Source organism: Pseudomonas sp. ZY71 (assembly GCF_036542145.1).
In the GTDB taxonomy this organism is placed as follows: domain Bacteria; phylum Pseudomonadota; class Gammaproteobacteria; order Pseudomonadales; family Pseudomonadaceae; genus Aquipseudomonas; species Aquipseudomonas koreensis_A.
This window is the reverse complement of record NZ_CP144274.1, coordinates 2,782,441-2,802,573: the sequence shown is the minus strand read 5'-3', so window position 1 is coordinate 2,802,573 and position 20,133 is coordinate 2,782,441. Positions and strand designations below refer to the sequence as shown.

Sequence of the window (20,133 nt, the reverse complement as noted above, 5' to 3'; positions counted from 1 at the left end):
CGTATACCGTGTAGGAGCTGCCGCAGGCTGCGATCTTTTGCTCTTGCCAGTAAATTCAACTTTATTTAGCCGCCTTCATTGTTCTGCGGCCATCACCTTAATTTGTTGCGGAGTCCACCTTGCGTCTGTTCCACACCTCCGACTGGCACCTTGGGCAAAACCTGCACGGCCAGGAGCGCGATTTCGAGCATGCGTGCTTCCTCGAATGGCTGCTGCGCCAACTGCAACTGGCGCAGCCGGATGTGCTGTTGATCGCCGGGGACATCTTCGACACGGTCAATCCGCCGGTCAAAGCCCAGGAACGCCTCTACGATTTCATCGTCAGCGCCCACGAGCAGCAGCCGTTGCTGACTATCGTGATGATTGCCGGCAACCACGATTCCGGCTCGCGGATCGAACTGCCCGCGCCGCTGATGCGCCGTTTGCGCACCCATGCGCTGGGCCGAGTGTTGTGGCTGGATGACGGGCAACTGGATGCCGAACGCCTGCTGCTGCCGTTGCCGGATAAAACCGGCGAAGTCGCCGCGTGGTGCCTGGCACTGCCGTTTCTGCGTCCGGCGGAAGTCACCGGCGCGCATCTGGGCGACAACTATTTGCGTGGCATCGGTCAGGTACATGAATGGCTGATCGAAGCGGCCAATGCCAAGCGCAAGCCCGGTCAGGCATTGATCGCCATCAGCCACGCGCACATGGCTGGCGGCTCGGTTTCAGAGGATTCCGAGCGCAGCCTGATCATCGGCAACGCTGAAGCCCTGCCCGCCAGCCTGTTCGGGCCGAGCATCAGCTACGTTGCCCTCGGCCACCTGCACAAGCCGCAGAAGGTCAATGGTGAAGAACGCATTCGCTACAGCGGTTCGCCGATTCCGTTGTCGTTCTCGGAAATCGGTTATCAGCACCAGATTCTCGACGTCACCCTCGACGGTGAAACCCTGGTCAGCGTTGAGCCGAAACTGATCCCGCGCTCGGTCAACCTGCAACGCATCGGCCCGGCACCGCTGGCCGAGATCCTGCTGCAACTGGCCGATCTGCCGAACATCGACCTGCTCGCGGAAACCCAGCGGCAACCGTGGCTGGAAGTGCGCGTAACCCTCGACGAACCGCAGCCGGATCTGCGCCATCAAGTCGAAAGCGCTCTGCAAGGCAAAGCTGTGCGCCTGGTGCGCATCGCCGCTGAATACGCCGGCAACCGTGGCGCTGACGGATCGGAGGACGGCAGCGCGCTGATCGAACTCGACCAGCTCACTCCGCAGGAATTGTTCAGCCGCGCCTGGCTCGACAACTATGGCAGCGAGGTCGACGAGCAGACGCTGAAGGACTTCGCCGAATTGCTGCAAGACGTGCAACTGGAGGGCGAGCAGCCATGAAGATTCTCGCCATTCGTTTGAAGAACCTCGCCTCGCTGGCCGGCCCGTTCGAGATCGATTTCACCGCTGAGCCGTTGGCCAGCGCCGGTCTGTTTGCGATCACCGGCCCGACCGGTGCCGGTAAAAGCACCCTGCTCGACGCGCTGTGCCTGGCGCTGTTCGGCGCGGTGCCGCGTCTGAACAACACCGGCCGCGACGCCAAAGTCCCGGATGCCGACGGTGAAATCGCCACTGGCGACCCGCGCACCTTGCTGCGTCGTGGCACCGGCGAAGGCTATGCGGAAGTGGATTTCGTCGGTGTCGATGGCCGTCGTTATCGGGCGCGCTGGGAAGCCAACCGCGCCCGCGAGAAGGCCGGCGGCAAGTTGCAGGCGAGTCGTCAGAGCCTGCGCGACATCGATCAGGATCAACTGCTCGCCAGTCAGAAAGGCGAATACAAAACTCAGCTGGAAGCTGCGCTCGGCCTGAACTTCGAACAGTTCACCCGCGCCGTGCTGCTGGCACAAAGCGAGTTCAGCGCATTCCTCAAGGCTGACGACAACGACCGCAGCGAACTGCTGGAAAAGCTCACCGACACCGCGCTGTACACCCGTCTCGGGCGCCGCGCCTTCGACAAGACCAAAGAGGCCCGCGAAGCGCACAAGCTGTTGCAGGATCAGGCCACCGGCGTCACCCCGTTGGCACCTGAAGCCCGGGCCGAGCTGGACGAGCGCTTCAATGCTGCGCAACAGCAAATGAAGTTGCAGCAGGCGCAGCTCAAACAGCTTGAGCAACAACACAGCTGGCTCAAGGATTTGCGTGTGTTGCAGGACGCGCAGCAAGCCGCCAACGAGCAATTGCACAGTGCACAGCAGCAATCGGAAAGTCTGGCCGGCGAGCGAGTGAAACTGACGCGACTGGAGCAGCTCGGCCCGCAGCGGCATCAGTTCGCGCGTAAAACCGAACTCGATGCCCTGCTGATGCCACTGGCCGCGCAAATCGCCGCGCACACCCAACAACACGCCGAGCTGACTGAGCGCCAGACGCAACTGGAGCAAACTCTGGAAGCGGCGAAAGTCGCCCTGAGCGAAGCGCAGCAACGGCAAAGTGAAAACGCGCCGCTGTTGCGTCAGGCTTTTGAAGAACAAAGCACCCTCGCCCGCTTGGCCAAGGATGTCGCGCAAAGCACCGAAGCCAAGCTCAGTGCGCAGCAGGCTTGCACTGATGGCCTGAAAGCCATTCAAGCCTTGCTGGATAAACAGACCCAAGTCGCCGAGCGCCTGCAACGCATCGCCGCCGAACTGGAACAAAGCGCTCATCTGGCGCCGTTGAGTGACGCGTGGAATGCCTACCGCGATCGCCTGCAACAGCTGATGCTGATCGGCAACCGCTTGAACAAGGGCCAAGCCGAACTGGCGAGCCTCGAAGAAAATGCAACGCGCAGCGCCGCAGAACTGACCACGCAGAAGCAGCAACTGGAAGTGCTGTTCAAAGAGGCCGGCGCCGAACCCGATGCCGTCGCCGAGCAGATCGGTATCCTCGGCACGCTGCTGCAGGACAACCGCAAACAACTGCGCGCCTTCGAAGACCTGTCGCGTCTGTGGTCCACGCAACAGGATCTGGACAAGCGCAGCGCCGAGTTGCAACAGCGCCAACTCAGCGCCCAGCAGGAACGCGAGCGGCTGACTCAGGACGGGGTAAAAACCAAGGCCGAATTGACCGTCGCCGAGCAAACCCTCAACGTCACCCGCGAGCTGCTTGAACGTCAGCGCGTGGCGCGCAGTGCCAGCGTCGAAGAGTTGCGCGCGCAGTTGCAGGACGATCAGCCGTGCCCGGTCTGCGGCAGCAACGAGCATCCCTATCATCAGCCCGAAGCGCTGCTGCAAAGCCTTGGTCGTCATGATGAAAGCGAGCAGGCCAACGCCCAGAAAGTCGTCGATCAGCTCAAGGAAAAGCTTATCGAGTTGCGTGCCGAAGTCGGTGGCGTGATTGCTCAGCAGAAAGAACTGCTGCAACAGCAAGAACAACTGGCAACCCAGCAGCAAGCGTTGGCGCCTAGCCTCGATGCGCATCCGCTGTCCGCGCAGTTGTTCAATCAGGACGCCGACAAGCGCGATGCCTGGCTCGCCCGGCAAAACGAACAACTGAACCAGAGCATTACTCAGGACGAGCAACGCCAAAGCGCCCTGCTCACCCTGCAACAGGATGCCGCGCGTCTGACCCAGCAATTGCGTCAGGCGGAAACCGCGCACCAGCAAGCGGCGCAGCACCTGAGCAATCAGCAGCGCGAGCTGAGCAGCGACCGTCAGCGTCTCGACGAAGAACTGACGGCGTTCGGCAATCTGCTGCCGGCCGACACCCTCGAAGCCCTGCGCCAGGAACCAGCGGCAACCTTCATGCAGCTCGACCGGCAGATCGCCGAGCGCCTAGCGCAAGTCGATCAGCAGAAGGAGGAACAGGCCGAGCAGCAACAGCGGCAACAAACGCTGGAGAAAGAGCAGGATCGCCAGCAGACCCGCGCACAGCAGTTGCTCAGCGCCGAACATCAATTCACTGCGCTGACCGAGCAACAGCAAGCCTGCCAGCAAAAACTCGCACAGTTGCTTGGCGAGCACAGCAGCGCGGAGCACTGGCAGCAGCAGCTCGAGCAAGCGGTCGAACAGGCGCGCAACGCCGAAACCGCTACCGCGCAGGAACTGCAGAACGTGCGCACGCAACTCGTGCAGATCGCTGCCGAGCTCAAAGCGCAGCAGGAACGTTTGCAGGCGCTGCAAAGCGAAGACCAGGATCTGGCCAGCAAGATTGTCGACTGGCGCGCTCGCCATCCTGAACTGGATGACGGCGGCCTCGAAGAACTGTTGCGGATCGACGACGGGCAAGTCGCCGAACTGCGCCAGCGCTTGCAGCACAACGAAAAAGCCATCGAACAGGCCAAGGTGTTGTTGCAGGAACGTGACCAGCGTCTGATTGATCATCAGGCGCAGCACAACGGCAATCTGGATGCCGAACAACTGGCCAGCGCCCTCACAGATGTGCAAAACCAGTTCATCGTCAGCGAACAGCAGTGCGCCGAATTGCGTGCCGAACAGGCCGAAGATCAGCGCCGACAGAACGCCAATCAGGCGCTGGCGCAGCAGATCGCCTCGGCCTACGCCGAGTATCAACGCTGGGCGCGACTCAGTGCCTTGATCGGCTCGGCCACCGGCGATACCTTCCGCAAGATCGCCCAGGCCTACAACCTCGACTTGCTGGTGCATCACGCTAACGTGCAACTGCGCCAACTGGTCAAACGCTATCGCTTGAAACGTGGCGGCAGCATGCTCGGTTTGCTGGTGATGGACACGGAAATGGGCGACGAACTGCGCTCAGTACATTCGTTGTCCGGCGGCGAGACGTTCCTCGTGTCGTTGGCATTGGCGTTGGGTCTGGCGTCGATGGCGTCGAGCACGCTGAAGATCGAATCGCTGTTTATCGATGAAGGTTTTGGCAGCCTTGATCCGGAGTCGCTGCAACTGGCCATGGATGCCCTCGATGGCTTGCAGGCGCAGGGCCGCAAGGTCGCGGTGATTTCCCATGTGCAGGAAATGCACGAACGGATTCCGGTGCAGATTCAGGTGCAGCGCCAAGGCAACGGTTTGAGCACGCTGGAGGTGAAATGAACACGCTGTATTCCTTCCGCCGCTGCCCGTATGCGATGCGGGCGCGGATGGCGTTGCGTTATTCGGGTGTGCCGGTGGACATCATCGAAGTCAGCCTCAAGGCCAAGCCGGCAGAGATGCTGGCGATCTCGCCCAAGGGCACGGTGCCGGTGCTGGATGCCGGTGGGCGGGTGATTGATGAGAGTCTGGAGATCATGCGCTGGGCGTTGGCGCAGCATGACCCGCAGGGTTGGTTGCTTGATGGCGACTCGCGGATTGCTGAATTGATCGAGGCGAATGATCAGGGGTTCAAGGTGCACTTGAATCGCTATAAATACGCCGAGCGCTACCCGGAGCAGCCGATGGAAGTTTATCGGGCTGAGGGGGCGTTGTTCTTGCGGAGGCTGGATGAGTTGCTGACCGATCGCGATTATTTGCTGACCGATCATCCCAGCCTGGCGGATATCGCTCTGCTGCCGTTCGTGCGGCAGTTTGCCCATGTTGATCGTGAGTGGTTTGCGCAGACGCCTTATGTGCGGTTGCAGGCCTGGTTGCAGCGTTTCCTCGAATCCGAGCTCTTCACTTCGATCATGAAGAAGTAACTCATGTAGGAGCTGCCGAAGGCTGCGATCTTTTGATCTTGCCTTTAAAAGATCGCAGCCTTCGGCAACTCCTACAGGGTCAAGCCAGCGCTTGGCACATGCCGAGTGCCATGCAATCGACTTCGAATGGCCCGAGAAAATCCGCCGAGACTTTCACCGGTGGATTGCCGGCCATCAGCCCCAGCGTATTCGCCCGTTCGATGTTGTGCGCAATGCTGTGATTGGCCTCTATGGCCCGTGCAAGTGCCCCCACCGAGCCTTGGCCGATACCCAATAATGAAGCGCCGTTGGTGAAAAACGCCAAACCGGCGACCACCCAAAGTCTGTAGCCTTTCATGCGCCGCCGACTCCCGCGAGTTCGGCCCGTTCGACCATCACGCTTTGCGAGCGGACTTCGAACTGGATGCCGGGGTGGTCGACTTGAATCGGTGCGTCGAAGCTGTGTTCCATCTGCGATGCGATGCTGACGAACAACACCACGGCCAGGTACAGACCGATGGCCAGGTAGGCGCCGCGTTTGGCTGAATGAAGGATTGCGCTGGCCATGGTGTTCTCCCGTGGGCATGTTTCGATGCCCACAGAATCGATCAAAAAAGCCGTGGTAACCACTCAGGGTTTTCCATAGTAAACATCAGCTTCGTTGATTATTTAGCCAGTCTATTTGCGTGTTTGAACAAACCTATCGTGCTGCGAAAACACACGGGTAGGAGCTGCCGAAGGCTGCGATCTGATCGTTCCCATGCTCAGCGTGGGAATGCCTCTTGGGACGCTCTGCGTCCAGTGACGCGGAGCGTCACGGGCTGCGTTCCCACGCAGAGCGTGGGAACGATCCCAAGGGCAAGATCAAGACTGCAGCCTTCGGCAGCTCCTACAGGGAGTTGTGCGCAATGGGCATTTCAGTGTTGGGCTTTGTGATCCAGGGCGGCGTAGAAGTTGGCGCTCTGTTGCAGGTATTTCTGGGTGTAGCTCTGGGTGTGGGATTTTTTGCTGTTGATTTCGACGTTGGCACTGGCTGGCAGCACTACGGTGGCGGAGATGGCGGAAGCGGCGATAACGGAGAAGAGATTGAAGTTCATGGCGGTAACCCTCGTGTTCGGTTGGCTTGCTTGCCCGGTTGGGCTGTGAAGCAAACTTAACGCTCGAGGGTTGATCGCTTGAAATGCTTTGTAGCATTACCGGATATCAGCGCGATTAATACAAAGAGGCAGGCCCCGCAAACCGGGGCCTGTGGCTTATTGTCGCACTAGAAACTTGAGGTCGCTGGGCGCGTCCATCGGCAGTTTTTGCACGGTTTTGCCGAGCAGACCGGTCTTGCCATCGCGCTCGACGACGACAATTTCGTTGCTCTTCTGGTTGGCGATCAGCAGGAATTTGCCACTCGGGTCGAGGCTGAACTCGCGCGGGTGATCACCGTCCACCGAGCGCTTTTGCAGTTCTTTGAGCTGGCCGCTCGCCGGATCAATCGCAAACACCACCAACTGATTGGCGGTGCCACGGTTGCTGACGTAGAGGAACTTGCCATCCGCCGAGGCGTGTAGCGCCGCACCGGCCTTGTCCGAAGTCGGCTGGCCGGCAGCCAGATCGACCAGTTGCGTCTGGGTCAGCACGCCGTCGTTATAGTCGAACACCGCAACCTGCGCGCTCATTTCCATGGTCAGCCAGGCGTGTTTGCCGTCAGCGCTGAACAGCAGATGACGCGGGCCGCTGCCGGCCGGCAAGGGCACTGCGGCGGTCATCGCCGGCGTCAGCGGCAAGTCCGGGTTGGCCTTCGGATCGAAAAGGTAGACGAAGACCTTGTCCGCGCCCAGATCATTGGAGAACACGTAGCGGCCGTCAGGCGAAGAAACCGTCGAGTGCACGTGGTTGGAGGCCTGGCGCTCAGGATTGATCCGGCTCGCCGGGTGCGCGCTCATCTGCACGACGGGTTTGAGCTTGCCATCGGCACTGACCGGCAATACCGCCAGCGTTCCCCCCGGATCTTCCATCACCGAATAGTTGCTGACGAACAAGTGGCTGGCGTCAGCGCTGAGGCTTGAATGGGTCGGCTCGTTGCCCAGGCTCTGCACTTGATTGATCAGGGTCAGCGCGTGGGTTTTCGGATCGATCGAGTAGCTGCTGACACGGCCGACCGGGTCTTTCTGGCCCGGGCCGTTTTCATTGACCACGAACAGCCTGCGCTGGTCTTTGGACAGGGTCAGCCATGACGGATTTTCGCTTTTGACCACTTGCAGCGGTTTGGCGGCGATCTGGCCGGTGGCACTGTCGAAGTTCATTCGATAGAGGCCCTGGCTGGTGTTGGCGGTGTAGGAACCAACCAGCAACTGGAAGTTCTCGGCGGATGCGCTGGAAAGCCCCATGGCACCGACGCTGCCGGCCATCAGCAGCGGCCAGAATTTACGCATTTTCATTGATTGTCATCCTCGTCATCGCTGCTGCTGACTACGTCGCCATGACAAACCAAGCGGTGTTCGCCGATCGCTTTGGTCTCATTGAAATAGCCGACGATCAGCCAGCTTTGCAGGGAGTCATCAAATGTTGCCGCTGCAACCTGAGCCGGAGTGAATTCCCAATGCTTGGCCGCTCGGCCGTCGATGCATTCGATGTGCAGGTTGTCGTCTTCATCGAGGAAAAATTCGAAGGCGTGCAAGCCGTCGATTTCGACCATATCGGATTGTTCGAGGACGTCGAGAAGGGTTTGGGCAGTCATGGCAAACAGTCTTTCTAGGGGGGAAAGGGCCAATGATAGCTCATTGTCGTACGCGGCCCTTGTAGGAGTGAGCCTGCTCGCGATCGCGTTGTGTCATCCAACAGATATGTTGAATGTGAAACCGCTATCGCGAGCAGGCTCACTCCTACACGGGATTGGTGTGATGTCAGAGGGCGTCGCGCGAGGGCTTGCCGTCGACGAGGCGCTGGATGCGCAGCGGGTTGGCGTTTTTCAGCGGCTCCGGCAGCAAGCTGTCCGGGTAATTCTGGAAGCACACCGGGCGCAGGAAACGGTCGATGGCCAGCGTCCCGACGGAGGTGCCACGGGCATCGGACGTCGCCGGATACGGCCCGCCGTGCACCATCGAATCACACACCTCGACACCGGTCGGATAGCCGTTAAGCAGGATCCGCCCGACTTTCTGTTCCAGAAGTGGCGTCAATTCCGGGAAACGTTCGAAGTCCGCCAACTCACCAATAATCGTCGCGGTGAGTTGCCCGTGCAGGCCATGCAACGCCGCACTGAGTTGCGCCTGATCCGCCACTTCGACAATCACTGTAGTCGGGCCGAACACTTCTTCCTGCAGCACTTCATCGCCATCGATCAACAGGCTCGCATCAGCCTTGAACAATTGCGGCTGTGCCTGATTACCCTGCTGCGAATTGCCAGCCAAATGCTCGATGCCGGGATGCGCCAACAGCTTCTGCAAACCTTTGCCGTAGCTGCCGAGGGTGCCGGCGTTGAGCATGGTTTGCGCCGGTTGATCGCCGATCAAACCCGCAACCTGCTGGACGAACGCGCTGAACTCTGGCGAGCGGATGCCGATGACCAGGCCGGGATTGGTACAGAACTGACCGCAGCCCTGCACCACCGAAGCGGTCAGGTCGCGGGCAACCGTTTCCGAACGCTCGGCAAGGGCTTGCGGCAGGACGATCACCGGGTTGATGCTCGACATCTCGGCGAACACCGGGATCGGTTGCGGGCGTGCCGCGGCCATGTCGCACAGTGCACGTCCGCCCCTGAGCGAACCGGTGAAACCCACTGCCTGGATCGCCGGATGCTTGACCAGCCATTCGCCGACGCCACCACCGTAGATCATGTTGAACACACCGGCGGGCATGGCGGTTTTTTCGGCGGCACGGATCAGTGCATCGGCGACCAGTTCAGCCGTGGCCATGTGACCGCTGTGGGCCTTGAACACCACCGGGCAACCGGCAGCCAGCGCCGACGCGGTGTCGCCGCCAGCGGTGGAAAATGCCAATGGAAAGTTGCTTGCGCCGAACACCGCCACCGGGCCGAGGCCGATGCGGTACTGACGCAGATCCGGACGCGGCAGCGGCTGACGATCCGGCAGCGGTAGATCAATCCGCGCACCGTAGAAATCACCACGTCGCAGCACCTTGGCGAACAGGCGCATCTGCCCGCTGGTGCGTCCGCGCTCGCCTTGAATGCGTCCGGCCGGCAACGCCGTTTCACGGCAGACCACGGCGACAAAGTCATCACCAAGGGCATCCAGCTCATCGGCAATCGCGTCGAGAAACTGCGCGCGGCGTTCGGCGCTGAGGCTGCGGTACGCAGGATACGCGGCAGCGGCGGCTTTAGCGGCGGCGTCGACCTCTTCAACCGTGGCCTGAATGAAATCGTGCGGCAATTGTTCGCCCGTCGTGGCATCGACGGATTGCAGTTTGACGTCGCCAGCAGCGCTACGCTGACCGCCAATGTAGTTGTGACCGAGAATCTGAGTCATGGGATCTCCTTAAAGGGTGCCGATGCTGTCCGGCTCAAAAGCGGCCGCGATCGGCACGATGCCGTTGACCAGCGGTGCGCCGAATTCGGCCTGGCTGATTTCGAACAGGTCGCCCGGTTGCGTGCGAATGCCATCGGCGAACGACAGGGTCGCGGTGCCGAAGAAGTGAATGTGCACGTCGCCCGGACGCAAGAACTGACGGTATTTGAAGTGGTGGTATTCGAGGTTGGCGAGGCTGTGGCACATGTTCGCCTCGCCGCTGAGAAACTCGTTCTGCCAGAGCACTTCGCCGTCACGCAGAATTCGACTGGTGCCGGCAAGGTGTTGAGGCAGTTCACCGGTACGAAGTTCCGGACCATAACTGCAACTGCGCAGTTTCGAGTGCGCGAGGTACAGGTAATTCTTGCGTTCCATGACGTGGTCGGAGAACTCGTTGCCGACCGCGAAACCGAGACGATAAGGCTTACCGTCGTGACCGATCACATAGAGGCCGGCCATCTCCGGCTCTTCACCGGCATCCTCGGCAAACGGCGGCACCGGGAAAGGTTGGCCCGGACGCACAACGATGCTGCCGTCGCCCTTGTAGAACCATTCCGGCTGCACCCCGGCCTGCCCCGCCGCCGGTTTGCCGCCCTCCACGCCCCATTTGAAAATGCGCATGGTGTCGGTCATCGCCGCTTCGTCGCCGGCCTGCTGATGCATTTTGTCCCGCGCCGAGGCGCTGCCCAGGTGAGTCAGACCGGTACCGCTGACCAGCATGTGTGCCGGGTCCGGGTGGTCGAGGGGCGGCAGGATGCGCAGTTGCGCGAGCAGTTCGGCGTAATCGTGGCTGATGCCGAGGCCGAGGGTTTGCACTTGCTGCTCAAGGGAGTGGCCGGCCTCGATGGCGGCCAGCGCCAGATCACGCACGCTGCGCGCGTCCTGCACCTCGCGCACCAGACCGTTGTCGACCACGCCGACGCGGCGCTCGCCGTTGCTTAATTCGAATTGAACCAGATGCATGATTTTCTCCTGTGTTATTCGAAACACCGCAGATCCTTGTAGGAGTGAGCCTGCTCGCGATAGCGGTGTGTCAGCCAAAAAGTTGTCAACTGATAGACCGCTATCGCGAGCAGGCTCACTCCTACAGGGGACCGGTGTGGGTCTGTCAGGTTCGGGTAGCGCCTCGGGCGCTGGCGGCAAATTGGTCAACCGGCAGCACGTGTTTGCGTTCCAGCACGCGATAGACGATGCCGGTCAGAATCAAGCCGAACACCATCACACCCGAGAGGAAGTACAGCCCAGACGCCAGATTCCCGGTGTATTCCTTCAACGCCCCAATCACAAACGGCCCGATGTACCCGCCCAGATTCCCCACCGAATTGATCAGCGCAATCCCCGCCGCCGCACTTGCGCCAGCAAAGAACCGTCCCGGCAACGTCCAGAACACCGCCGTGCAGGAAAACAGCGCAAACGCCACCAGACACAGCGCTGCCAGTTGCGCCACCGGCAACGACAGCCATGCGCTCAGGAACAGGCCAATCGCGCCCAGCACATACAGAACAGCCAGATGCCCGTAACGATCATTCAAACGATCAGAACTGCGCGGCACGATCAGCAAACCGATAATCCCGAAGATGTACGGCACCGACGAGACGAAACCGGTGACCAAATCACTGCCGCCAAACTGTTTGATCAGCGTCGGTAACCACAAACCCAAGCCATAAATGCTCAACGTGACCGGCAGATAGAACAGCGCCAGCAGCAACACGCGTTTGTCTTTCAGCGCATGCAGCGGGTTGCCGTGACGGGTCTGGCCGTACTCCTGCAGATCCTTTTTCAGCTCGCCGGTCAGCCAGTCTTTCTCTGCCTGATCCATCCATTTCACTTGCTGCGGGCCGTCCGGCAACCAGCGCAGCACCGGCCAGGTCAGCAGGATCGCCGGAGTACCGATGACGATGAACAGCCACTGCCAGCCGTGCAGACCCAGAACGCCGTCCATGCCGAGCAAACCGCCGGACACCGGGCCGGTGATCATCATCGCGATCGGTTGCGAAAGGATGAACAGCCCGAGGATCTTGCCGCGATGGCGCACCGGGAACCATTGGGTGATGTAGTAGAGAACGCCGGGGAAGAACCCCGCCTCGGCCGCGCCGAGCAGAAAGCGCATCACATAGAAACTGTGCGGGCCCTGGACGAAGGCCATGCCGATGGTGATCGCGCCCCAGGTAATCATGATTCGCGCGAACCAACGCCGTGCGCCGAAGCGTTCGAGCATCAGGTTGCTGGGAATTTCGAGGAGGAAGTAACCAATGAAGAACAGCCCGGCGCCAAGGCCGTAAGCCGCATCGCCGATGCCGATGTCGGCGCCCATGTGCAGCTTGGCGAAGCCGACGGCGGAGCGATCCACATAGGCGATCAGGTACAGCAGGATCAGGAAGGGAATCAGTTTCAGCGTAATGCGCCGTATCAGCCGCAGTTCCTGGCTCATGAGATCGGTCTCCGATTGTTGTTTTTATAGAACCTCGGGGGACGCCTCTCACGGAAAACCGTCAGGGCCATCCCTCCGTCGAAAACGACTATATAGTATTACTAATTCACCAACAACACTTCCAAACCTAGGATTTTGCGCTTAGATTAAGCCGTAGCTGGAACACTATAGTCATACAATAAGAGAATCGATCATGTCTGATAAGAAACCCACCCTGCGCTCCGCCCAATGGTTTGGCACGGCCGACAAGAACGGCTTCATGTACCGCAGCTGGATGAAGAATCAGGGCATCGCCGACCACCAGTTCCATGGCAAGCCGATCATCGGCATCTGCAACACCTGGTCGGAACTGACCCCGTGCAACGCGCACTTCCGCCAGATTGCGGAGCACGTCAAACGCGGGGTGATCGAGGCCGGTGGCTTTCCAGTGGAATTCCCGGTGTTCTCCAACGGCGAATCGAACCTGCGCCCGACCGCCATGCTCACCCGTAACCTGGCGAGCATGGACGTTGAGGAAGCGATTCGCGGCAACCCGATCGACGGCGTGGTGCTGCTGACCGGTTGCGACAAAACCACCCCGGCGCTGCTGATGGGCGCGGCCAGTTGCGACGTGCCGGCGATCGTCGTCACCGGCGGGCCGATGCTCAACGGCAAGCACAAGGGCAAGGACATTGGTTCCGGCACCGTGGTCTGGCAGCTCAGCGAACAGGTCAAGGCTGGCACCATCACCATCGACGATTTCCTCGCGGCCGAGGGCGGCATGTCGCGTTCGGCAGGCACCTGCAACACCATGGGCACCGCATCGACCATGGCCTGCATGGCTGAAGCACTCGGCACTTCGCTGCCGCACAACGCGGCGATTCCGGCGGTGGATGCGCGACGTTATGTGTTGGCGCACATGTCCGGCATGCGTGCGGTAGAGATGGTTCGCGAAGATTTGAAACTGTCGAAGATTCTGACCAAGGAAGCCTTCGAAAACGCTATCCGCGTGAACGCTGCTATCGGTGGTTCGACCAACGCGGTGATTCACTTGAAGGCCATCGCCGGGCGCATCGGCGTTGAACTGGATCTGGATGACTGGACCCGCATCGGGCGCGGCATGCCGACTATTGTCGACCTGCAACCGTCGGGGCGTTTCCTGATGGAAGAGTTCTATTACGCCGGTGGTTTGCCGGCGGTGTTGCGTCGTCTCGGTGAAGCCAATCTGATTCCCAATCCGAATGCGTTGACCGTCAACGGCAAGTCCATCGGCGAGAACACCAAGGACGCGCCGATCTATGGCGAAGACGAAGTGATCCGCACCCTCGACAATCCGATTCGCGCCGACGGTGGCATCTGTGTGTTGCGCGGCAATCTGGCGCCGCTCGGTGCAGTGCTCAAGCCTTCTGCCGCGACCCCGGAATTGATGCAGCATCGTGGCCGTGCGGTGGTGTTCGAGAACTTTGATATGTACAAGGCGCGGATCAACGATCCGGAGCTGGATGTCGATAAAGATTCGATTCTTGTGATGAAGAACTGCGGGCCGAAGGGTTATCCGGGCATGGCAGAAGTCGGCAACATGGGCTTGCCGGCCAAGCTGCTCGCGCAGGGTGTGACCGACATGGTGCGCATTTCTGATGCGCGGATGAGCGGCACCGCGTACGGCACCGTGGTGTTGCACGTGGCGCCGGAAGCGGCAGCCGGCGGGCCTTTGGCGACGGTGAAGGAAGGCGACTGGATCGAACTGGATTGCGCCACCGGGCGTTTGCATCTGGATATTCCGGACGCCGAACTGGCGGCGCGCATGGCTGACTTGCAGCCACCGCAGCAGTTGTTGGTGGGCGGTTATCGCCAGCTGTACATCGACCATGTGCTGCAGGCGGATCAGGGCTGTGACTTTGACTTCCTCGTTGGCTGCCGAGGGGCTGAAGTACCGCGCCACTCTCACTAACACCGCCGCCCCCCCTGTAGGAGTGAGCCTGCTCGCGATAGCGGTGTGTCAGTTAGCAATTGTTCATCTGGCACACCGCTATCGCGAGCAGGCTCACTCCTACATTTGGCTTTGTGTACTCCCTCAAGATTGTCTGGTGCCTGCTATGATGCGCGGCATCTCCATCGCTCAGGATCGCGCCGCTCCCCATGGATTACCGCAAACCCTCCGACCGCAAAAGCATGCACTCGCGCATCGTCCAGGAACTGGGCATGCAGATCGTCTCCGGACGCTTCAAGCCCGACGACAAACTGCCCGCCGAAGCCTTGCTCTGCGAGGAGTACGCGGTCAGCCGGCCCGTGCTGCGTGAAGCCACGCGGGTGTTGGTCGCCAAAGGTCTGGTGTACTCCAAGCCGCGTGTGGGAACAGTGGTCAAGGCGCGCCGCGAATGGCACATGCTCGACCCGGACGTGCTGCACTGGCTGATGCAAAGCAGCCCGCAGAATGAGTTCTTCAATGTGCTGACCAGTGTGCGCAGCATCATCGAACCGGCGGCCGCCGCCCTCGCCGCTCAACACGCGACCGAGGCGGACATCGCCGCAATTGGTGAGGCGTACCAGCGCATGGAAGCGGCGCCGACCCCGGAAGCGTTGTTGCAGCCGGATCTGGACTTCCATAGCCGGATTGCCGATGCGACGCACAATGATTTGCTGGCGAACCTGTGCAACATGTTGTCGGTGGCGATTGCCGAGGCGTTGAAGCATTCGAATCAGCGGCCGAATCTGCATGAATTGGCGTTGCCGCGGCATAAGGCGATTTTGACGGCGATTGAGAATCGGGATGCCTTGGGGGCTCGGCATGCGACGTTGGTGCAGCTGGATGATGCGCGTAGTGCTTTGAGTGTTGTGCTGGGTACTGAATTGTCATAGGGCTTGAGATCGCCTGCCCTCACCCTAGCCCTCTCCCAGAGGTAGAGGGGACCGACCGGGGGATATTTGGGATTTACGCCGACTTGAACGATTTGTAGTGAATCCACAATCGACTTGTTATCTCGATCGAATGATTTGCTGTGAATCCATAATCGACTCGGTATTTCAGGTCGATGAATCAAGCCGCACACCTCGGTCAGTCCCCTCTCCCTCCGGGAGAGGGTTAGGGTGAGGGGCTCTTGATCTTAAAACACAAAAAAGCCGCAACCCTAAGGTTGCGGCTTTGTCGTTTCAGCCTTTCAGATCAGTGGGCAAACAGCGAATTGCCCTTCTGCCCAGCCAGTTTCTCCGGCTTGATCAGGAACTTCGCCAGGGCCGGCAGCAGCCACAGCGCACCGAACATGTTCCACAGCAGCATGAAGGTCAGCATCAGGCCCATGTCAGCCTGGAACTTGATCGCCGAGAAGATCCACGTGCACACACCAATCGCCAGGCACAGACCGGTAAACAACACGGCCTTACCGGTAGATTTCAGCGTCTGGTAATAGGCTTCCTGCAACGGCAACCCGGCACGCAGGAAACTTTCCAGGCGGCTGTAGATGTAGATGCCGTAGTCGACACCAATCCCCACACCCAGCGCCACCACTGGCAGCGTCGCCACTTTCACACCGATGCCCATGAACGCCATCAGCGCGTTGCCGAGTACCGAGGTCAGCACCAGCGGCAGGACGATGCACAAGGTCGCCGCCCACGAACGGAAGGTGATCATGCACATCACCGCCACGCAGATGTACACCAGAATCAGGATGGTCAGCTCGGCCTGTTTGATGACTTCGTTGGTGGCCGCTTCGATCCCGGCGTTACCAGCGGCGAGGATGAACTCCAGACCGTCCTTGTTATTGTCCTTGGCGAACTCCTGCACCGCATGCACCGCCCGATCGAGGGTTTCGGCCTTGTGATCGTTGAGGAACACCAGCACCGGCGCCAGCGAGCAACTGTTGTTGTATAGACCGTCGGCGCGGGCAATCGAGTTGTTCAGCACGTCCGGGTTGCGCGACAGGGTTTCCCATTTCAGGTTGCCCTCGTTCATGCCCTTGATCATCTGCTTGGACACGGTCACCAGTGAGATCGCCGACTGCACGCCCTCGGTGTTCTGCATCTTCCACATCAGTTCGTCGATCGGCGCCATGGCTTCGTAGCGTGAGCAGCCTTCCGACTTGGTCTTGACCATCACCACCAGCACATCGGAACTGGTCGAGTAGTTGTTGATGATGAAGTTGTTGTCCTTGTTGTAACGCGAGTCCGGACGCAGTTCCGGTGCGCCCTGGTCGAGGTCGCCGATTTTCAGGTTCTGGCTGTACCAGAGACCGCCACCGAAGGCGATCAGTGCAAGCACCACCGAGATGCGGGCGACTTTCGGGTTGGCGAAGTTCGACAGCAGGCGCCAGAACGGATGCTCGCGGTTCGCGTCTTTCTTGCTCCGGGCAATCGCGCGCTTGCTGATGCCGACATAGGAGATGGCGACCGGCAGCAGAATCAGGTTGGTGAACACGATCACCGCCACGCCGATCGACGCGCCGATGGCCAGTTCACGGATCACGCCGATGTCGATGATCAGCAGCGTGATGAAACCCACCGCGTCCGCGAGAATCGCGATCATCCCCGGCAGGAACAGTTGCCGGAAGGTGCGCCGCGCAGCGGTCAGGGCGTTGTCGGCCTCGCTGGATTGCAGGGCGATACCGTTGATCTTCTGCACGCCGTGGGAAATACCGATGGCGAAGATCAGGAACGGCACCAGCATCGAATACGGATCAAGCCCGAAGCCGAAGAAGTGCATCAAACCGAGCTGCCAGACCACCGCCACCAGCGTCGTACTCAACACCGCAATGGTGCTGCGCAGGCAGTTGGTGAACCACAGCAGCAGGATCAGGGTGATGACGAAGGCGATGCCGAAGAACAGCACGACCATCACCAGACCGTCGATCAGGTCACCGACCTTTTTGGCGAAACCGACAATGTGGATCTTGACGTTGGGGTTCTGTGCTTCGAACTTGTTGCGGATCTTGTCTTCGAGTTCATGGGAGAACTTGCGATAGTCCAGCGCGAGCAACTTGCCCTGGTCTTCCGGGTCCGGGTAGGACTCCAGCAGCGGGATGTCGACGATGCTCGACTTGAAGTCGTTGGCCACCAGACGCCCGACCTGACCGGACTTGAGCACGTTGTTACGCAGCAGGTCGAGGCTGTCCTGCGAGCCGTTGTAGCTCTGCGGGATCACTTCACCGCCGGCAAAACCCTCTTCGGTCACTTCGGTCCAGCGCACGCTCGGACTCCACAGCGACTTCAGGCCGGAACGATCGACCCCGGAGATGTAGAACACCTCGTCGTTGATCTGCCGCAGGGTCTCCATGTACTCCTTGGAGAAGATGTCGCCGTCCTTGGCTTCCACCGAAATACGCACGGTGTTGCCCAGGTTCGCCAGATCGTTGCGGTGCTCCATCATCTTCTCGATGAACGGATGCTGGAGCGGGATCATTTTTTCGAAACTGGTGGAAGGCCGGATCAGCGTGGCCTGCCAGAACAGGAAAATGCTCACCACCAGACAGATCAGGATCACTGCCGGGCGGTTGTTGAAAATCAGGCGTTCAAGAAACGTCGCCTTGTCCTGCTGAGGAGTGATCAAGGAAGTCATAGCCCCGCCTTCTTATTATTGATCTCGGCACCGTTCGGCTGTGTGGTGTGAAGACCACCCTGCCCGCTCAGAATCAGGTTGCCATCGCCGGCAGCGGTGACCGATGACAGCGAGATGCGGTCCGGACGGTTGAATACGCTGAAGGTCTCGCCGTTGTCGCTGCTGCTGATCACCGAACCGCCGTTGCCGACGATGACGATCGAGCCATCCGGGAGCAATGTGGCGCCGGACAGTCCGAACTCCAGCGCCCCGCGCGCGGCTTTCAGCTCGACCTGTTCCCAGTTGCTGCCGAAATCAGTGGAGCGATAAAGATTGCCGCGCAAGCCGTAAGCCAGCAGGGTCTGCGGTTGTGCCGTGCCGATCACACCGAACAGCGAACCTTCGTACGGGCCTTCGAGTTTTTCCCAGGTCTGGCCGTCGTCGGCGGAGCGAAACATGCTGCCCGACTCGCCGACGATGAACAGCCCGGCGTCCTTCACTGCCGCGATGGCGTTGAGGTGGAATTGATCTTCGTTGTCGAGGCGGTCGCTGACGTCTTGCCAGTTTTTGCCGCCATCGGTGGTTTCCAGCAGCGCGCCGTACGCGCCCACGGCGAGGCCGCTGTTGACGTCCTTGAACCAGACATCGAGCAGCGGCGATTCACGTTTGAGGTCTTCGAATTGTTTGCTCCAGGTCAGACCGCCGTCTGCGCTGGCGAGGATTTGCGCGTCGTGGCCGACCGCCCAGCCGTGCTTTTCGTCGACAAAGTACACCGCGGTCAGCAGTTGCCGGGTCGGCACCTTGGCCTGGGTCCAGGTTTTGCCCTGGTCATCGGAATAGAGAATGTGCCCGCGATCCCCGACCGCGACCAGACGCGTGCCAGCGTGGACAACATCAAGTATCAGGCTTTTCGTGGCTTTGGCGGATTCGGTGGCGTAGACCACGTCGGCTGGCGCCTCGGCGGCAATCACCGGTGCCGATAACGTGGCAAAGCCCAGCAGAGAGAGTGCTGTGGCCAGCAACGCGGTGTTGCGTAACGCCGGCGGGCGGCAACGACTCATAGACCTTCCCCTATTTATTATTGTTAGGCCATCTGGCCTTCAAGGGCGCCGCAAGTGTGCTCCGCTGATGGCTGCTCAGGAGCATAGTCCTGAAACCCGCAATCCAGAGCCACTTCGGAAGCTGGCTCATCCTATCGGGCTTTCGAAACGTCTGACAATCGGCGCCACGTTATCTTTTGTTAACCACATTGCCGACGGATTCCCCCTGTAGGAGTGAGCCTGCTCGCGATAGCGGTGTATCAGGTAAGAATTCATTGACTGACACACCGCTATCGCGAGCAGGCTCACTCCTACAGGGGATCGATGGGGGCTTTGGGATTTGAATACATGACCATTCGCCGGGGTGATACGGCAAAAGTTACCGAGGGGACTTGCACGATCGGTATTATGGTATACCATCAGACGCACAGACTCTCTCAATCCCCAACGGAGCAGCTCATGAGTTTCGAAATTCGCAAGATCGTCAGCTATGTCGAAGAAACCTTCATTGAAGGCGGCAAAGCCACTGACAAACCCGTGACCATGGTTGGCCTCGCCGTGGTGATGAAAAACCCTTGGGTGGGCAACGGTTTCGTCGAAGACCTCAAGCCGCAGATCCGCGCCAACTGCTCTGACCTCGGTGCGCTGATGGTCGAGCGTCTGGTCGGCATCATCGGCGGTGCCGAGAAGATCGAGGCCTACGGCAAAGCCGCTGTGGTCGGCGCTGACGGCGAGATCGAACACGCCTCCGCGGTGATCCACACCCTGCGCTTCGGCAACCACTACCGCGAAGCCGTCAACGCCAAAAGCTACCTGAGCTTCACCAACAAGCGCGGCGGCCCGGGCACTTCGATTCAGATCCCGATGATGCACAAGGATGACGAAGGCCAGCGTTCGCACTACATCACTCTGGAAATGCAGATCGAAGACGCGCCGCGTGCCGACGAAATCGTTGTCGTGCTGGGTTGCGCCGACGGTGGTCGCCTGCATCCGCGCATCGGCAACCGCTACATCGATCTGGAAGAACTGGCCGCCGAAAAAGCCCAGTAATCACAATAAAAAGGCACTGCAGGAGCGCTC

At 60.1% G+C, this 20,133-nt stretch carries 16 protein-coding genes; 6 read left to right on the top strand and 10 right to left on the bottom strand.

Features of this window, described 5'->3' with window-relative positions; translation table 11 throughout:
- Window positions 1–119: 119 nt before the first annotated feature.
- The 3 genes from VY732_RS12490 to VY732_RS12480 are packed head-to-tail and all read left to right on the top strand — an operon-like array spanning window position 120 to window position 5,583.
- The gene (locus tag VY732_RS12490) at window positions 120–1,364 is read left to right on the top strand and encodes an exonuclease SbcCD subunit D C-terminal domain-containing protein (protein ID WP_116029101.1); all 1,245 of its coding nucleotides are present in this window, start codon (window positions 120–122) and stop codon (window positions 1,362–1,364) included.
- The gene (locus tag VY732_RS12485; protein ID WP_331695558.1) at window positions 1,361–5,002 is read left to right on the top strand and encodes an AAA family ATPase; all 3,642 of its coding nucleotides are present in this window, start codon (window positions 1,361–1,363) and stop codon (window positions 5,000–5,002) included. The genes VY732_RS12490 and VY732_RS12485 overlap by 4 nt, the downstream gene beginning before the upstream one ends.
- Complete coding sequence (locus VY732_RS12480) at window positions 4,999–5,583, top strand: glutathione S-transferase (RefSeq protein WP_331695557.1); 585 nt, start codon at window positions 4,999–5,001, stop codon at window positions 5,581–5,583. The genes VY732_RS12485 and VY732_RS12480 overlap by 4 nt, the downstream gene beginning before the upstream one ends.
- Window positions 5,584–5,662: 79 nt before the next feature.
- Here the strand turns inward: VY732_RS12480 and VY732_RS12475 are convergent, their stop codons facing one another.
- The 8 genes from VY732_RS12475 to VY732_RS12440 all read right to left on the bottom strand — a co-directional run bounded on the left by VY732_RS12475 (window position 5,663) and on the right by VY732_RS12440 (window position 12,507).
- Entirely contained in the window at window positions 5,663–5,920 is a 258-nt protein-coding gene (locus VY732_RS12475) for a hypothetical protein (protein ID WP_123593797.1), read from the bottom strand.
- The gene (locus VY732_RS12470; protein WP_137218191.1) at window positions 5,917–6,129 is read right to left on the bottom strand and encodes a hypothetical protein; all 213 of its coding nucleotides are present in this window, start codon (window positions 6,127–6,129) and stop codon (window positions 5,917–5,919) included. The genes VY732_RS12475 and VY732_RS12470 overlap by 4 nt, the downstream gene beginning before the upstream one ends.
- 350 nt (window positions 6,130–6,479) lie before the next feature.
- Window positions 6,480–6,659, bottom strand: a complete 180-nt coding sequence (locus VY732_RS12465) for a hypothetical protein (protein ID WP_007917967.1) — start codon at window positions 6,657–6,659, stop codon at window positions 6,480–6,482.
- Between the two features lie 156 nt (window positions 6,660–6,815).
- On the bottom strand, window positions 6,816–7,991 hold the full coding sequence (locus tag VY732_RS12460) for a lactonase family protein (RefSeq protein WP_123593799.1): 1,176 nt from the start codon (window positions 7,989–7,991) through the stop codon (window positions 6,816–6,818).
- Entirely contained in the window at window positions 7,988–8,290 is a 303-nt protein-coding gene (locus VY732_RS12455) for a DUF5629 family protein (RefSeq protein WP_331695556.1), read from the bottom strand. Before VY732_RS12455 ends, VY732_RS12460 begins: the two co-directional genes overlap by 4 nt.
- 166 nt (window positions 8,291–8,456) lie before the next feature.
- A complete protein-coding gene (locus VY732_RS12450) occupies window positions 8,457–10,037 on the bottom strand; it encodes an aldehyde dehydrogenase (NADP(+)) (protein WP_331695555.1) in 1,581 nt (526 codons plus the stop codon).
- 9 nt (window positions 10,038–10,046) lie between these two features.
- On the bottom strand, window positions 10,047–11,039 hold the full coding sequence (gene araD1, locus VY732_RS12445; RefSeq protein ID WP_331695554.1) for an AraD1 family protein: 993 nt from the start codon (window positions 11,037–11,039) through the stop codon (window positions 10,047–10,049).
- Between the two features lie 145 nt (window positions 11,040–11,184).
- Window positions 11,185–12,507, bottom strand: a complete 1,323-nt coding sequence (locus VY732_RS12440) for an MFS transporter (protein ID WP_093437814.1) — start codon at window positions 12,505–12,507, stop codon at window positions 11,185–11,187.
- Between the two features lie 193 nt (window positions 12,508–12,700).
- Between VY732_RS12440 and VY732_RS12435 the strand changes: the two genes are divergently transcribed.
- Together VY732_RS12435 and VY732_RS12430 are read left to right on the top strand one after the other, a co-directional pair.
- Window positions 12,701–14,437, top strand: coding sequence for an IlvD/Edd family dehydratase (locus VY732_RS12435; RefSeq protein ID WP_007917984.1), 1,737 nt, complete (start codon window positions 12,701–12,703; stop codon window positions 14,435–14,437).
- Window positions 14,438–14,625: 188 nt separating this feature from the next.
- A complete protein-coding gene (locus tag VY732_RS12430) occupies window positions 14,626–15,345 on the top strand; it encodes a FadR/GntR family transcriptional regulator (protein ID WP_095122912.1) in 720 nt (239 codons plus the stop codon).
- A gap of 304 nt (window positions 15,346–15,649) precedes the next feature.
- On the opposite strand, the gene VY732_RS12425 is transcribed toward VY732_RS12430, so the two are convergent.
- Window positions 15,650–18,034 carry an efflux RND transporter permease subunit gene (locus tag VY732_RS12425; RefSeq protein WP_116029110.1) on the bottom strand — a complete coding sequence of 795 codons (2,385 nt, stop codon included), beginning with the start codon at window positions 18,032–18,034 and terminating at the stop codon, window positions 15,650–15,652.
- Entirely contained in the window at window positions 18,031–19,074 is a 1,044-nt protein-coding gene (locus tag VY732_RS12420; protein ID WP_331695553.1) for a WD40/YVTN/BNR-like repeat-containing protein, read from the bottom strand. The genes VY732_RS12425 and VY732_RS12420 overlap by 4 nt, the downstream gene beginning before the upstream one ends.
- Window positions 19,075–19,512: 438 nt before the next feature.
- Between VY732_RS12420 and VY732_RS12415 the strand changes: the two genes are divergently transcribed.
- Complete coding sequence (locus VY732_RS12415; RefSeq protein WP_007917992.1) at window positions 19,513–20,103, top strand: amino acid synthesis family protein; 591 nt, start codon at window positions 19,513–19,515, stop codon at window positions 20,101–20,103.
- The last annotated feature ends 30 nt before the right edge of the window (window positions 20,104–20,133 follow it).